The organism is Pseudoduganella sp. R-31 (assembly GCF_049913235.1).
In the GTDB taxonomy this organism is placed as follows: Bacteria; Pseudomonadota; Gammaproteobacteria; order Burkholderiales; family Burkholderiaceae_D; genus Rugamonas.
The window spans coordinates 5429462-5444331 of the sequence record NZ_CP183986.1 but is presented as its reverse complement, the minus strand read 5'-3'; the positions used below and the strand labels follow the sequence as shown (position 1 = coordinate 5444331).

The following is a 14870-nucleotide window of genomic DNA, read 5'->3' as shown; positions in this document are numbered from 1 at the left end:
ATGGGCGGGCTCTTTCGCTCAGGCCCTGAGCCTGCTATTCAGCAACCACCACGCGGTTCTTGCCCGACTTCTTGGCCTTGTACATGGCCTCGTCGGCGCGCTTGACCAGGTCGGACTGGCCCTCGTGCGGGCGGCGCAGGGCGACACCGGCCGAGAACGTGATCAGTACCTTTTCGTTTTCATGCATGAAGAAGTGGCGGGTCAGTTCACGCTGCAGGCGGGTCATGGTGGCTTCCGCCGCCTCGATGGTCGTCTCGGGCAGCAGGATCAGGAATTCCTCGCCGCCGAAGCGGGCGATCACGTCCATCGAGCGCAGGGTCTCCTTGACTACCTTGACCAGGTGCTTGAGTGCGTTGTCGCCGGCGATGTGGCCCATGGTGTCGTTGAGCTTCTTGAAATCGTCCAGGTCCAGCACGGCGATGCACAGCGGGGTGCCGCGGCGGTCGGCGCGCGCGGTTTCGCGCTCGAACACGTCGTCCAGGCCGCGCCGGTTCAGCGAGCCGGTCAACTGGTCTTCACGCACCAGTTCGCTCAGGTGCTGCAGCTTCGCTTCCAGCGCGTGGATGCGCGCTTCGGCATCCTGCACTTCCTGCCGCGCCACCATCATATTGTCGCGCGCCTTCAGGGCTTCGCTCTGTACCTGGCGGGTTTCCTTCAGCACGTCGTCAAGGATCTGGTTCAGCTCGCCGATATCGCGGGCGGCGCGGATCTTGTCGGAATAGCCACCAATCTTTTCGTGGAAGTCGCCCGTCGAGGTCGCTACAGCGCCAAGGCGGTCGATGAAGGTCATCATCATGTTCTTGACCGTAGCCTTGACGTCGGTGATTGAGTGCTTGAGCTGGCTCTGCTTGTAGATGACGTCTTTCAGGCTGCGCGTGGCTTCTTCCAGCGCGCGCTGGTCGATCGGGCCGGCAATCAGGTTTTGCACGGCGTCGATCTGGCCGCGCAGCCAGGAGTCGTCATCGAGCAATTCGCTGACGTTTTCCAGCAGCAGGCGGAACAGGCGCAGCAGCAGTTCTTGCTGCTCGGCGGTGTCGCCGCTGCGGATCTCGATCTGGTAACACAGCTCCTTGAGGCGGCTGCCGATCTCGGCCAGTGCAGCCTCGGTATGGGCTTCCTTGGTGGCGGCACCCAGCGACTCGGCTTCGGCCACCAGGTTCGGGCTGTCGGACAGCAAGGAAGCGACGGCAAAGGTCAGGGTGCGGCTCAGCAGTTCGCGCAGCAGGCGCGCCTGTTCGTTGTTTTCTTCAGGCACCAGGCCGCCGGCGCCGACCTTGACCAGGGGCCGTTCGGCCAGGGCAGCCAGGGTGCGGGCGTAGGTATCCCAGTCGCGCGCCTTGACGGCACGGTTGAAACGACGGCCGAAGTCGGCCAGGTCGCCCGGCTGGTCGGTCAGGCGGGCGGCGAACTGGACCAGCATGGCTTCTGCCGGGCTCTCCTGCACGACCGGGGCCGGCGGCACCGGCACGATGCCGGCGATTTCATTGTAGATGTCGCGATACGCGTCTGGCGTAGGGGCAATCCGGCGCACAGCGAGGCGGCGGAATGCCTCGCGAGCGATATCAGCCGGATTCATGTCCGCCGCGGCTGGATTGGTGGGTTTGCTAGACATCTGACGTACAGCCTTCATTAAGGTTTACCGATTACCAGCATCTTAAGCCACTGTCCAGTCGCATGATTCAATGATAAACGGGAGAAAATGTGCTTACTTCTTGGCATCATTTTCTAATCGATCAGCTGGTTCTTGATGGCGTAGTGCGTGAGTTCGGCGCTGTTCTTCAGGTTCATCTTGGCCAGCAGGCGGGAGCGGTATTCGCTGACGGTCTTGACCGAGAGTGATAGCTCCTTGGCAATGGTGCCTACGGTCTTGCCGGAGGCGATCATGGTCAGGGTCTGGTACTCGCGGTCGGACAGCGTTTCGTGCGGCGCAGCCTGATGGTCCTCGCCGACATGGTTGGCCAATTCCTGGGCCAGTGCCGGGCTAACATATTTTAACCCCGCTGCGCACTGGCGGATTGCATTTACTAACTCTTTCGGTGCACTTTGCTTGGTGAGGTAGCCGGCAGCGCCGGCCTTGAGGGAGCGGATGGCGTACTGGTCTTCGCGATGCATGGACAGCATCAGCACGGCCAGCTCGGGTTTGTCTTTCTTGACCTGTTTCAGCACTTCGATGCCGTTGCGGTTGGGCAGGGAGATATCGAGCAGCAGGACATTGCAGCCGGACTTGCGGAACAGCTTGATGGCATCGAGGCCATTTTCCGCTTCGCCGGCGACGACGATGTCTTTGGTTTCAGCCAGGATCTGCTTCAGGCCCTCGCGCACGATGGCATGGTCGTCGGCAATAAATACTTTGATGACGGCTTTTTCACTCATGACCCATTGTAACGTCTGGCGCGTGGGCCGGGAGGCGGATTTTGATCGCCACTTCGGTGCCGCCGCCGGCTGCATGACCCAGGTTGAGCGTGCCGCCCAGCGCGCGCGCGCGCTCGGCCATGCCGCGCAGGCCGAAGGAGTCGGGCTTGGCGCGGTCGGACGGGCGGATGCCGCGGCCATTGTCGATGATCTTCAGGGTCAGGACGCCGCGGCTGCGCGTCAGCTTGACGGTGACCGCGCTCGCTTGCGCGTGCTTGGCGATATTGGTCAACGCTTCCTGTGCGATGCGGAACAGGGCTGCCGCCTGTTCGGGGTCCAGTTCGAGTTCCTTCATGCTGGCCTGCAGGGTGCAGGCGATGCCGGCCTGGGCTTCGAATTCCTTGACCTGCCATTCCAGCGCCGGCAGCAGGCCGAAGTCCAGTACCGAGGGGCGCAGGTCGAGCGTCAGGCGATGCACGGCATCGATGGTACGGTCGACCAGGGAGTCGACGTAGGCCGCCTTCTGCTGCAGGGTGTCATCGCCTTCCGGCAGGCGCGCGGCCAGCATGGCCAGGGCCATCTTGATGGCAGTCAGGTTGCCGCCCAGGTCGTCGTGGATTTCGCGCGCGATGCGTTCGCGTTCCTGCTCCTTGACCCGTTCGATATGGGCAGTCAGCTCGGCCAGCCGGGCGCGGCTGGCGCGCACTTCGAGCTGCTCCTGCTTGCTCTCCGTGATGTTGGACATGATGCCTTCCCACTGCACGCCGCCATCGGGCAGGGCATGCGGGGTGCTGCGCAGGTTGATCCACTTGACGTCTTTCCAGGCCTCGACCCAGATGCGGCCTTCCCAGTTCCAGCTCCACAGGGAATTGGCCGAGGACTGCATCGACTCCAGGTAGGCGGGGCGGTCTTCCGGCAGCACCAGCGACAGGAAACGCTCAGGTTCGGCCTGCAGTTCGGCGGCGTTGATGCCCAGCAGGGCCAGGCAGCCATCGCTCAAATAGGGGAAGGACACGCTGCCGTCAGGATGGCGGCGGAACTGGTAGACCAGTCCGGGAGCGTTGGCGGCGATATGGTGGAGGGCGGTCGGCAAGGCTGGACGCATATGTGGTTGGATTGTCAGCGGCGGCGCATGCGCCAGAACGCGCTGAAGCGGCGCAGCACGCGCATCGGTCGGGCGGCGAAACGGCCGCGGCGCCAGCCGGCGCGCCAGCGGCGCAGCCGTTCGCGCACATGGTCGACCAGGGCGCGGCATTCACGCCAGGCGGCAGTGGCTTTGAGGCGCGCGATCCAGCGTTCTTTCAATTCCATGAAGCGGCCGTGCAGCCAGGCGAACCAGCGCAGGCGCAGCAGCGACGGGCGGGTCAGGGCATACAGCCGCGCCACGGCGGCGGCGCCAGCTACCTTGGCCAGCACGAATACGCTGATGCCCATGAAGGCATGGCCCCGCGCCATGGCGAACAGGGCCAGCAGCTTGACCGGGAACAGCATCAGTGCCGGCAGCAGGAACACGGCCATGGCGGCAGCGGGGCCGAGGCTGCAGATGATGCGCTCCAATGCCCGCAACGGCGGGAAGCGAGCCAGTATCGCCATCAGGCGCGCCCCGAGATCCCACAGCCATTCCTCGAAGATCAGGAACAGGGCTGCGCAGTAGACGAGGGGGGCGAACAGGCGCCGCCTGAGTGTGTACAATCGCTTCATGTGAGTGCCATTATTGCACCAAATAATTAGAAAACGGTTATGAACAAAGCTTTTGTCAAAGAGGCTGAGCAGGACGATGACGACGACCTGCCGCCAGGTGCGCCGCCGATCCCTCCCGGCTCCAAGAACTACATTACGCCGGCTGGCTACCAGCGCATCAAGGATGAGCTGCTGCAGCTGATCGATGTCGAGCGTCCCGAGGTGGTGAAGGTGGTGCACTGGGCCGCATCGAACGGCGACCGTTCCGAAAACGGCGACTACATTTATGGCAAGCGCCGCCTGCGCGAAATCGACCGCCGCATTCGCTTCCTCACCAAGCGCATGGACCTGGCCGAAGTAGTCGATCCCAGCATCCACCATGGCAACGACCAGGTATTCTTCGGCGCCACCGTCACCTACGCCAGGCGCGACGGCGAGGAACACACCATCACCATCGTCGGCATCGACGAATTCGATCCGCTGAAGGGCAAGGTCAGTTGGATCAGCCCGGTCGCCCGCACGCTGACCAAAGCACGCGAGGGCGACACAGTGCTGCTGCACACGCCGAATGGCGCCGAAGAACTGGAAATCCTGGAAGTCAGCTACCCCTCCCCGAACGCCTGAGCAAGGCGGGGATACCGCAATAGCGGCCTGCAGCAGTAATTCATCGCCAAAGTATTATCAGTGCAACTTTGCCAAGTTGTTATAATAAATTTTTAATTACTTTTATGGCAAGGTGTGCGCATGGCTTTCGCTCAACTGACGCAGGTCTTCTATGATCCATCCGCGGCGTTCGCGGCGCTGAAGGAGCGCCCGCGGGCGTGGTTGCCGCTGCTGCTGCTTTACGTGAGCAGTATCGGCATCCTGGTCTGGTATTTCCAGACCGTCGACTGGGACTGGATGATGATGAACACCTTCCCGCCGGACATGCCCGCCGACCAGCGCGAGGCGGCCAGCAAAACCATGACACGCGGCGTGATGATGGGAATGGGGGTGGCGGGCATCATCGTGGGCACCCTGTTCATCTACTGCCTGCTGGGACTGTATTACTGGCTGGCGGGGAAACTGGCCAGCATGGACCTGAGCTTCAAGTCCGGCTTCTCGCTGGCGGCATGGGCCTCGCTGCCAGGCCTGATCGGCGTGCCGCTGATGGCGCTGCAGATCATCACCAGCAAGGGCCAATTGGCGCTCGAACAAGCGGACATGCTGTCGCTGAACTTCCTGCTGGTGCACGCTGCGCCGCATACGCCACGGGCAGGGATCGCCAGCGCACTCAAGCTCACCGATATCTGGGTGGTCCTGCTGGCCGCGATCGGCCTGCGTACCTGGACCGGTAAAAGCACCACGACCTGCGCCATCATCGCGGCGCTGCCGTATGTCGTGATCTACGGCTGCTGGACCGCCTGGATCCTGTTCAAGAAATGAGGCGCGCATGAAACGCAAACTGATTGCATTGGCCGTGGTGGCGGCCTTCATCGGCATTCCTGTCGCCGTCAAGTTCGGCGGCTCGCCGCCGAAGGTCGAAGCCGAACTGGCCAAGGTCGAGAACAAGGCGATTTATCCTGCGGTGCTGGCGTCCGGCAGCCTGGTGTTCCGCCAGGAGGTGCAACTGTCGCCGGAAGTGATCGGCAAGGTGTCGGAAGTGCTGGTGAAGGAGGGCGACAAGATCGAAAAAGGGCAGGTCGTGCTGCGCCTCGATCCGAGCACCTACAAAGCCGATGTGGCGCAGCAGGAAGCGGCGGTGCGCAACGCGGCCGTCAGCGTGGACCGCGCCCAGATCGACCTGGAAAACCAGCAGCGCAAGCTGGAGCGCTCGCGCCAGCTGGCCGCTGCCAAGTTCATCGATGTGTCGCGCCTCGATGATGCGAAGCTGGCGGTGGACCTGGCGGTGGTGTCGCTGCGCAGTGCGCGCGAAAGCCGTCAGCAAGCGATGGCGATGCTGGCGCTGGCGCAGGAGCGCCTGGCCAAGACCGAGGTGCGGGCGCCGATTTCGGGTACCGCCACCAGCGTTTCGATCAAGGCCGGTGAAACGGCCGTGGCCAGCGCTACGGGGATTGCCGGCTCCAGCCTGATGACGATCGCCGACGTCAGCTCCATGATCGCGGAGGTAAACGTGGACGAAGGCGATATCGCCAACGTCGCGCCGGGGCTGAAGACGCGCATCTTCCCCTCGGCCTATGCCGACCGTCCGCTGAGCGGCAGCGTGGAATCGGTCTCGCTGGCGCCGAAGCCCCAGGGCCTGGGCCAGGCTGCGAGCCAGGGCCGCAGCTACGTGGTCAAGGTCAAGCTGGCGCAGCACCAGCTTGCGCTGCGCTCCGGCATGACCTGCCGTGCCGAGATCGTGACCGGCGACGGCGCGCCGCGGCCGGTGGTTCCGCTGCAGGCCGTGCAACTGACCGAGGCTTCGGAAGGCAAGGGCAAGCGCAGCAATTATGTCTACGCGATTGTCGACGGCGTGGCGAAGAAGCGCGCCGTGGAACTGGGCTTGTCTGATGACAGCAACCAGGAGATCATCAAGGGCCTGGCGCTCGGCGAGACCGTTGCAGTGGGGCCGGCGCGCACCTTGCGCGACCTGCGTGAAGGAACTGCCGTCAAGGCCAAGGTGGCGGAGCCCAAGGCCCTCAAGGTCGCCGATGGAAGCAAGCCGTGATCACGCTGACCGGCATCACCAAGCAATACCAGATGGGCGACCAGACCGTGCATGCCTTGCAGGGTGTGGACCTGCACATCGAGCGCAACGAACTGGTGGCGTTTATCGGCGCTTCGGGCTCCGGCAAATCGACGATGATGAATATCGTCGGCTGCCTGGACCGGCCGAGCGCAGGCACCTATTTCCTGAACGGCAAAGACGTGGCGACCATGGCCAGCGACGACCTGGCCCAGGTGCGCAACGAGGAAATCGGCTTCATCTTCCAAAGCTTCCACCTGCTGCCTCGCCACACTGCGCTGGATAACGTGGCGCAGCCGCTGATCTACCGCGGCATTCCGCCATCGGAGCGCAAGCGCATGGCGCGTGAGGCGCTGGAGCACGTCGGCTTGGGTGAGCGCATGCATCACCGGCCCAACGAGCTGTCCGGCGGCCAGCGGCAGCGTGTGGCGATCGCGCGGGCACTGGTGGGCAAGCCATCGATCCTGCTGGCCGATGAACCGACCGGCAACCTGGATTCGGCCACCACGCGCGAAATCATGGCCTTGATCAAGGACGTGCACCGGAACGGCCAGACGGTCGTGATGGTGACGCACGAACCTGACATTGCGGAACAATGCCAGCGCATCGTGCGGCTGCAGGATGGGCGCGTGCGTGGCAGGAGGCTAGCCGATGTACATTTTTATCGAAGCGCTTCGCTCGGCGATGGCGGCCATCCGCGCGCACCGCATGCGCAGCTTCCTGACTTCGCTGGGCATCATCATCGGCGTGGCGTCGGTGATTACGGTGATCTCGCTGATCCAGGGCTTGTCGCAGTCGATCACGCGCCAGTTCGAAGGCCTGGGCGGCAATGCGCTGACGGTGCATGCCAAGAACGACTTCAAGGACGTCATGCGGGGCAAGATCAATTACCTGCAGTTCGAAGACGTCGAACAGTTGCGCGGGCACGTGGAAGGCATCCGCGAATTGAGCCCGGCATTCATGTTCCCCGGAAGTGAAATCCGCTACGGCAACCAGACTGCGTCCAGCCGCCAGCAATTGGCCGTGACGGCGGCCTTCATGGAAGTGAATGGCAGCTATCCCCGCCTGGGGCGTTTCATCAGCGAGTCCGATAATGCGAGCGCAAGGCGGGTGTGCGTGATCGGCGAAAAGATGATCGAGCTGCTGCACCTTCCCGACAATCCGCTGGGTGAGTTCATCCAGTTCTCGGGCGAGTGGTTCAAGATTGTCGGGGTGCTGGAGAAGAAGGGCGAAATCCTCGGCATGTCGCAGGACGACCAGGTGCTGGTACCGTTCCGCACCGGTCAAAGCGTCATCGGCAACACCCGCAAGCCGAGCATGTCGATCACGGTGTCGATCAGCGACATTGGCCGCACCGAAGAACTCAAGGCGCGCATTGCCACGGTGATGCGGCAAGCGCATCGCCTGCACGCGGACCAGAAGGACGATTTCGAGATCCAGTCTTCCGACCAGTTCCTCAAGAGCTTTGAGACGGTGACCACCACGGTCACGCTGGTGATGGGCGGCGTGGTCGGCATCGCGCTGCTGGTGGGCGGAATCGGGATCATGAACATCATGCTGGTGTCGGTCAGCGAACGCACGCGCGAGATCGGGATCTGCAAGGCAATCGGCGCGCGCAGCCGCGACATCCTGATGCAGTTCCTGATCGAAGCGGTGACCTTGTCGATGCTGGGCGGCGCGATCGGCGTCCTGCTCGGCTATGGCTTGGGCCACGCGATCGCCAGCGTGATTCCCGACTTCCCCGGCGCATACGTGCCCTGGTGGGCGGTCGCGTTGTCGGTGATGTTCTCCGCCGGCGTCGGCGTGATCTTCGGCGTGCTGCCCGCCGCCAAAGCCGCCAAGCTCGACCCGATCGAAGCCCTGCGCTACGAATAGGCTGATTGCGCCCGCACAAAGCCCACGCCCGCCACATCGCTATCCTTTGAACTGGCGGTGTCTGACCCGGCGGGTCAGACACCGGTTTGCCGGTTTAAAGGAGAGAGAAAATGCCCCGCCCACTGCGCAATTACCCACCAGGCACCTGTCTCCATCTGGTTCAGCGTGGCAACAACGGCCAGTGTTGCTTTCATGACGATGACGAGCGGCGAGGTTTCCTTTCCCTGCTCAAGGAACATAGTCTTAAAGCCCACTGCGATGTTCATGCCTATGTGTTGATGACAAACCATTTCCATTTACTTGTGACAGTGCGAGAACGCAATGCGCAAGCGAACATGATGAAGTTGCTGGCGCAGCGCACTGCACTTTGGCGGCACGTCAGGCATGGTGGTACAGGTCCAATGTGGGATGGTCGATATCACTCGTCACAAATCGACAGCGAAGCATATTTGCTCTTGTGTCAGCGCTATATTGAACTCAATCCAGTTCGCGCTGGAATGGTGGAGTTTGCTGGTGGTTATAAGTGGTCGAGCTATCGGGCAAATGCAGAAGGTGTCAGGGATGATTTGCTGTGCCAGCATTCGGTTTATCTTGGCTTGGGGATGAATGCATTGGAGCGGCAGCGCGCTTATCGGGCGCTTTTTGATACCCCATTTTCGGAAAAAGACCTGGAGCGGATTCGGTTTGCAACTTTGGGGGATGCCGCTTTAAAACCGGTAAACCGGTGTCAGACCCGCAGGGTCTGACACCTTCTACGCGCGCTCGCGGGTGACGCGGTTGACGCCTGCCACTTTTCTTACGTTGCGGATTAATGCTGCCAGGTGGACGCGGTCTTTTACCTGGATTGTGAAGCGCAGCTGGTGCAGCACATGGTCGCGGTCTTCATCCATGCCGACAAAGGTGATGTTGCCGTCGCTTTCGCCGATTTCGGCGGCCACCCGGGCCAAAATACCCTTCTCATTGTTGATGATCAGGCGGATGCGGCTGTCGAAGCGGCGGTTGATCTCGGTGCCCCATTTGACGGCGATCCAGCGCTCCGGCTCTTTCTGCTTCGAGCGCTTGGCCACCGAGCAGTCGCCGGTGTGCACCTGCAGGCCCTGGTCGCGGCGCAACTGGCCGACGATATGGTCGCCCGGGATCGGCAGGCAGCATGGCGCAAGCTGCACCGACACGCCTTCGCTGCCGTAGATCGTGACCGGGTCGAGTTCTTTCGGGCTGGTGTGCTCGATCGGCGCGCTGGCCGACTCTCCGCCCAGCAGGCCGAAGATGTGGCGCGCCACCAGCGCGGCCATGCGCTTGCCGATGCCGATGTCGGCATACAGTTCTTCCATCGACTTGGCCGACGATTCGTTCAGCAGGCGTTCCATCAGCGGCGGCGGCAGCTCGCCCGGCACGCTGATCGCATCCAGCGCCTGCGCCAGCAGTTGCTGGCCGAGGCGGATCGATTCCGGCAGGTTGATGGTGCGCAGGTGGTGGCGGATCGCCGAGCGCGCCTTGCCGGTGCGGACGAAGGACAGCCAGGTCGGGCTTGGGCGGGAGTTCGGGTCGGTAACGATTTCGACGATGTCGCCGTTGCGCAGTTCGGTGCGCAACTGGGCGGCTTCGCCGTTGATGTTGACCGACACCGTGTGGTCGCCGATCCCGGTGTGGATCGAGTAGGCGAAATCGATCGGCGTAGCGCCGCGGGGCAGGGCGATGATCTTGGACTTCGGCGTGAACACATAGACCGAATCGGGGAACAGGTCGACCTTGACGTGCTCCAGGAATTCGGCCGAGTCGCCGGTCTGCTGCTGGATGTCGAGCAGCGATTGCAGCCAGGCGTGGGTGCGCTGCTGCATGTCCGAGATGTTGGCGTCGTTGCTCTTGTACAGCCAGTGCGCGGCCACGCCCGATTCGGCGGTGCGGTGCATTTCCTGGGTGCGGATCTGGAATTCCACCGGCGTGCCGTACGGGCCGATCAGGGTGGTGTGCAGCGACTGGTAGCCGTTCAGCTTGCGGATCGCGATATAGTCCTTGAACTTGCCCGGCATCGGCTTGTACAGCGAGTGCAGGGTGCCCAGCGCCACATAGCAATTGGGGAAGCTGTCGACCACCACGCGGAAGCCGTACACGTCCAGCACCTGCGAGAATGACAGGTGCTTGGAGCGCATCTTCTTGTAGATGCCGTAAAGGGTCTTTTCGCGGCCATAGACTTCGGCCTCGATGCCAGCCATGGACAGCGTGTTCTTCACCGCGTCGAGGATCTTCGACACCACTTCGCGCCGGTTGCCGCGTGCCGCTTTCACGGCCTTGGCCAGCACGTGGTAGCGCACCGGGTACAGGTGGGAGAAGGACAGGTCCTGCAGTTCGCGGTAGATGTTGTTCAGGCCAAGGCGGTGCGCGATCGGCACGTAGACTTCCATCGTCTCGGCGGCGATGCGGCGCTTCTTGGCCGGGATCATCACTTCCAGCGTGCGCATATTGTGCAGGCGGTCGGCCAGCTTGATCAGTATCACGCGCACGTCCGAGGCCATGGCCAGCAGCATCTTGCGGAAGTTTTCCGCCTGCGCTTCGATCTGGCTCTGGAACTCGATTTTTTCCAGCTTGGACAAGCCGTCCACCAGGTGCGCCACCGGCGCGCCAAAGCGTTCGATCAGCTCGTCCTTCTTGACGTCCTGGTCTTCCATCACATCGTGCAGCAGCGCCGCCATGATGGCTTGCGCGTCCAGTTTCCAGTCGGCGCAGATCTCGGCCACCGCGATCGGGTGCGAGATGTACGGTTCCCCCGACTTGCGTACCTGGCCCAGGTGCATCTCGTCCGAGAAGCGATAGGCTTCCTTGACCTTTTTCAGGTCGGCCTCGCCCATGTACTCGGACAGCTTTTCGGTCAGGTGGGTGATCGTTGCGACGCCAGTGGCCACGGTAGGCGCCGCCAGTGCAGAAGTGGAAACGGTTGGTGCAGAAACGTCAACGCCCGGCTGTTGCTTAGCCGGGCGCCGTGCCCGCCGTGCGGGCTGTTCGCTGATGTTGGGATCTGCGGAAGTCAGGTTCATATCGGGAACAAGAAGGTTCCCAGCTTACATAGGGACCTTTTTCAGCATTTCCAGGCCTACTTTGCCTGCAGCGATTTCACGCAGGGCGACGACGGTTGGCTTGTCCTTGGCTTCGACCTTAGGGGTGTGGCCTTGCAGCAGCTGGCGTGCGCGGTAGGTGGCTGCCAGGGTCAGCTGGAAGCGGTTAGGGACATTCTTCAGGCAATCTTCAATAGTGATACGGGCCATGCTTAACTCCTGGATAAATTCGGTATTGATTCGTCGGTGATTATTCTGCGTGGTCGGCGTGGATGCCCAGTTCGGACATCAACCTGGCATTGCGGGCGGCTTGTTGCGCAAACCGGCAACGGGCCGATCGGACGATCGCGCTTAGCTCCGACAAGGCGACCGGGAACTCTTCGTTGATAATAACATACTCAAACTCGGGCGCGTGGGCGATTTCGCCGCCGGCCGCCAGCAGGCGGCGGTTGATCACGTGGACTTCATCCTGGCCGCGTTTGTGCAGGCGTTCTTCCAGGGCCGCGAACGATGGCGGCAGGATGAAGATGCCGGCCGCTTGCGGGAACTGCTTCTTGACCTGGCGCGCGCCCTGCCAATCGATCTCCAGCAGGATGTCGGTACCGGCCTTCATTTGCTCTTCCACGAAGATGCGCGAGGTGCCGTAGTAATTGCCGTGCACTTCGGCCCACTCCAGGAACTCGCCTTCGGCAGCGCGCTTGCGGAAGTCTTCGGCGCTGGTGAAGAAGTACTCGCGGCCATGCTGCTCGCCCGGACGCGGCTGGCGCGTGGTGGTCGAGATCGACAGCTTGATGGCCGGTTCCTGTGCCAGCAGGGCATTGACCAGCGTAGATTTACCGGCGCCGGATGGTGCAGCAACCATGAACAGGCTGCCGGAAAAATGTTGGCTCATTTGCAATTCTCAAAAGCCGGGCTGTCGCCCAAAGAGGTATTTTACCAAGGAGCAAGCAGAGTTGAAACCGGGTGCGCAGGCAGTTCTTGACACTGGACCGACCGGTCTATAGAGTAAACCGCATGAACACCCAACTGACCACCCGCGAGCGCCTGATCAACGCCATGATCACGACGCTGCAGCATCGCGGCCTGCACGGCGCAGGCCTGAGCGAGATCCTGGCCACGGCCAAGGCGCCGAAAGGCGTGATGTACCACCATTTCCCCGGCGGTAAAGACCAACTGGCCGTGGCCGCCATCGAAGCCACCTTCAGCTTCCTGCTCCACAAGCTCGACTCTTACATGGAGCGCGAACCCGACGTGCTGGCCGCGCTGCAAGCGTGGATCCTGCGCGCGCTGCGTGGCCTGGACGACAGCGAGTTCGAACTGGGCTGCCCGCTGGCCGCCGTGGCGCTCGAGTCCACTGCGGACGACGTCGAAATCCGCGACGCGCTGAAAACCGGCTTCGCCAACCTGCGTGGCCGCATGGCCGATGCCCTTGTGCAGGCTGGCCACGAACGCCACCGTGCCGAGGGCATCGCCGCCCTGATCCTTGCCGCCTACGAAGGCGGCCTGCTGCAAGCCCGCGTGGCGGGCGACACCGCGCCGATGGTGCAGACCATGGACGCTCTGATGCCAATGCTGAAAGTGGAGAAAAAAACATGAGCCATATGCCTGCCGCCGCCTTGCTCCTGGCGGAAAAACTGGAACTGCGCGCAGTCGACGGCTATCCGCTGTCCGCCATGTGCTATCGCGCCCGCGGCCCGGAGAAAGCTCGCCTGCTGGTGGCCGGCGCCACTGGCGTGCCGCAAGGCTTCTACCGTCGCTTTGCCGAATTCGCGGCGGGGCAGGGCTACACCGTGCTGACTTTCGACTACCGCGGCGTGGGCGGTTCGGCGCCGAAAACCCTGCGCGGCTTTGAGGCCAGCTTTCTCGACTGGGCGCGGCTGGACCTGAACGCGGTGATCGAATACTTCGCGCCTTCCGACAGCACGCCGCTGTACATGGTGGGGCATTCCTATGGCGGCCACGCACTGGGACTGGTGCCGAACCATGAGAAGATCGCCGGCGTCTACCTGTTCGGTGTCGGCGCCGGCTGGCATGGGTGGATGCCGCGGCTGGAGCGTTTGCGCGTACTGGCCATGTGGCATGTGGTTGGCCCGATTGTCACGCGCTGGAAAGGGCGCCTGGCCTGGAGCAAGCTTGGCATGGGCGAGGATTTGCCGATGGGCGTGTATCGCCAGTGGAAGCACTGGTGCAAATTCCCGCGCTACTTCCTCGATGACCCCAAAGTGCCGGAAATTGCGGACGGTTTCGCCAAGGTGCGCACGCCGATCCTGGCGCTGAATGCTACCGACGACTTGTGGGCGCCGCCGCGGTCGCGCGATGCGCTGATGTCCGGCTACCGCAACGCGCCGTGGCATGGCGTGGATATCGACCCGGCCGCCGCAGGGCTGGGCAAACTGGGGCACATGGGCTACTTCCGCCAGCACGCCGAGCCTTTGTGGGCGCGCACGCTGGAGTGGTTCGATGGCCTTGGACGTTAACGCTTCGCGCCCAACACGCGCAATAATTCCTGTGCGGCGGCCGGCGCGCGCTCTTTGGCGCCGTTGATGAAGTAGACGAAGGCGTCGCGCTTGCCGCCTTCGGCCCATTCCTGCGCCTGTGCGGCCCACTTCTTCAATGCGGGCTTGGTGTAGCCGGTAGTGATGTCGCTTTGCGCATCCATCAGCCGTGCGTAGACGAAGTCGCCCGTCACTTCGGCGAAGTTGGGGTACTTCGGCGAATCGGTAATGACCGTTGCGACCTTGTGCTTGCGCGCCAGCTTCAGGTACTCAGGGCACATGAAGCTGTCATGCCGCGCATCCAGCACATGCTGCAGTTTGCGCTTGCCCAGCTTCTTGGGCAGCAGCTTGAAAAAAGCCTCCAGGTCGTCCGGATCGAAGCGCTTGGTGGCGGCCAGTTGCCACAAGATGGGACCCAGTTTGTCGCCCAGCTCGGCCAGGCCGCTATCCATGAAGCGCTCGATCGACTCTCCCGCCTCGCCCAGCACCTTGCGGTTGGTGGCGTAGCGCGAAGCCTTCACCGCAAACACGAAATCGTCCGGCGTGCGCTCGGCCCAGCCGGCAAAGTGCTCCGGCTTGGCGTTGCGGTAGAAGGTGCCGTTGATCTCGATGCTGGTCAGCACGCTGCTTGCATATTCCAGCGCGCGCTTGAGCGGCACCTCGGGAGGGTAGAAGGTTTCTCGCCAGGGAGCGTAGTCCCAGCCGCCGATGCCAACGCGGATGTTCATTTCGATTTTCCGTAGTAGAGTT

General features: G+C 62.7%; 15 protein-coding genes and 1 pseudogene. 8 read left to right on the top strand and 8 right to left on the bottom strand.

Translation table 11 applies throughout. The features are described from left to right. Positions 1-34: 34 nt before the first annotated feature. The 4 genes from ACN9MY_RS24750 to ACN9MY_RS24735 all read right to left on the bottom strand — a co-directional run bounded on the left by ACN9MY_RS24750 (position 35) and on the right by ACN9MY_RS24735 (position 4053). A complete protein-coding gene (locus ACN9MY_RS24750) occupies positions 35-1612 on the bottom strand; it encodes a GGDEF domain-containing protein (protein WP_426318961.1) in 1578 nt (525 codons plus the stop codon). Between the two features lie 113 nt (positions 1613-1725). Next, positions 1726-2373, bottom strand: a complete 648-nt coding sequence (locus tag ACN9MY_RS24745) for a response regulator (protein ID WP_426336280.1) — start codon at positions 2371-2373, stop codon at positions 1726-1728. Then, positions 2366-3457: a histidine kinase gene (locus ACN9MY_RS24740; protein ID WP_426172293.1), complete on the bottom strand. Its 1092-nt coding sequence runs from the start codon at positions 3455-3457 to the stop codon at positions 2366-2368. Before ACN9MY_RS24740 ends, ACN9MY_RS24745 begins: the two co-directional genes overlap by 8 nt. A 14-nt stretch (positions 3458-3471) precedes the next feature. Further along, complete coding sequence (locus ACN9MY_RS24735) at positions 3472-4053, bottom strand: hypothetical protein (protein ID WP_426318960.1); 582 nt, start codon at positions 4051-4053, stop codon at positions 3472-3474. 39 nt (positions 4054-4092) lie between these two features. On the opposite strand from ACN9MY_RS24735, the gene greB reads away from it, so the two are divergent. The 6 genes and pseudogenes from greB to ACN9MY_RS24705 all read left to right on the top strand — a co-directional run bounded on the left by greB (position 4093) and on the right by ACN9MY_RS24705 (position 9321). Further along, complete coding sequence (greB, locus tag ACN9MY_RS24730; protein WP_426318959.1) at positions 4093-4656, top strand: transcription elongation factor GreB; 564 nt, start codon at positions 4093-4095, stop codon at positions 4654-4656. Between the two features lie 120 nt (positions 4657-4776). Next, positions 4777-5457, top strand: coding sequence for a YIP1 family protein (locus ACN9MY_RS24725; protein WP_426318958.1), 681 nt, complete (start codon positions 4777-4779; stop codon positions 5455-5457). A gap of 7 nt (positions 5458-5464) precedes the next feature. Beyond that, positions 5465-6682, top strand: coding sequence for an efflux RND transporter periplasmic adaptor subunit (locus ACN9MY_RS24720; protein WP_426318957.1), 1218 nt, complete (start codon positions 5465-5467; stop codon positions 6680-6682). A gap of 32 nt (positions 6683-6714) precedes the next feature. Further along, a pseudogene (locus ACN9MY_RS24715) lies at positions 6715-7173 on the top strand (ABC transporter ATP-binding protein); the annotation flags it as partial. Positions 7174-7351: 178 nt separating this feature from the next. Further along, on the top strand, positions 7352-8575 hold the full coding sequence (locus ACN9MY_RS24710) for an ABC transporter permease (RefSeq protein WP_426163708.1): 1224 nt from the start codon (positions 7352-7354) through the stop codon (positions 8573-8575). Between the two features lie 110 nt (positions 8576-8685). Next, on the top strand, positions 8686-9321 hold the full coding sequence (locus tag ACN9MY_RS24705; RefSeq protein WP_426163706.1) for a transposase: 636 nt from the start codon (positions 8686-8688) through the stop codon (positions 9319-9321). A 6-nt stretch (positions 9322-9327) separates the two neighbouring features. On the opposite strand, the gene ACN9MY_RS24700 is transcribed toward ACN9MY_RS24705, so the two are convergent. From ACN9MY_RS24700 to gmk, 3 genes are read right to left on the bottom strand one after another with little or no spacing between them, the layout of a single operon-like run. Continuing rightward, on the bottom strand, positions 9328-11607 hold the full coding sequence (locus ACN9MY_RS24700; protein ID WP_426163704.1) for a RelA/SpoT family protein: 2280 nt from the start codon (positions 11605-11607) through the stop codon (positions 9328-9330). Between the two features lie 24 nt (positions 11608-11631). Continuing rightward, positions 11632-11835, bottom strand: coding sequence for a DNA-directed RNA polymerase subunit omega (rpoZ, locus tag ACN9MY_RS24695; protein ID WP_005665923.1), 204 nt, complete (start codon positions 11833-11835; stop codon positions 11632-11634). Positions 11836-11875: 40 nt separating this feature from the next. After that, the gene (gene gmk, locus ACN9MY_RS24690) at positions 11876-12517 is read right to left on the bottom strand and encodes a guanylate kinase (protein WP_426163700.1); all 642 of its coding nucleotides are present in this window, start codon (positions 12515-12517) and stop codon (positions 11876-11878) included. 122 nt (positions 12518-12639) lie between these two features. On the opposite strand from gmk, the gene ACN9MY_RS24685 reads away from it, so the two are divergent. Together ACN9MY_RS24685 and ACN9MY_RS24680 are read left to right on the top strand one after the other, a co-directional pair. After that, entirely contained in the window at positions 12640-13221 is a 582-nt protein-coding gene (locus ACN9MY_RS24685) for a TetR/AcrR family transcriptional regulator (RefSeq protein ID WP_426163697.1), read from the top strand. Beyond that, entirely contained in the window at positions 13218-14102 is an 885-nt protein-coding gene (locus ACN9MY_RS24680) for an alpha/beta fold hydrolase (protein WP_426163695.1), read from the top strand. The genes ACN9MY_RS24685 and ACN9MY_RS24680 overlap by 4 nt, the downstream gene beginning before the upstream one ends. On the opposite strand, the gene ACN9MY_RS24675 is transcribed toward ACN9MY_RS24680, so the two are convergent. Next, the gene (locus ACN9MY_RS24675; protein ID WP_426318955.1) at positions 14099-14848 is read right to left on the bottom strand and encodes a DUF72 domain-containing protein; all 750 of its coding nucleotides are present in this window, start codon (positions 14846-14848) and stop codon (positions 14099-14101) included. The genes ACN9MY_RS24680 and ACN9MY_RS24675 overlap by 4 nt on opposite strands. Between the last annotated feature and the right edge of the window lie 22 nt (positions 14849-14870).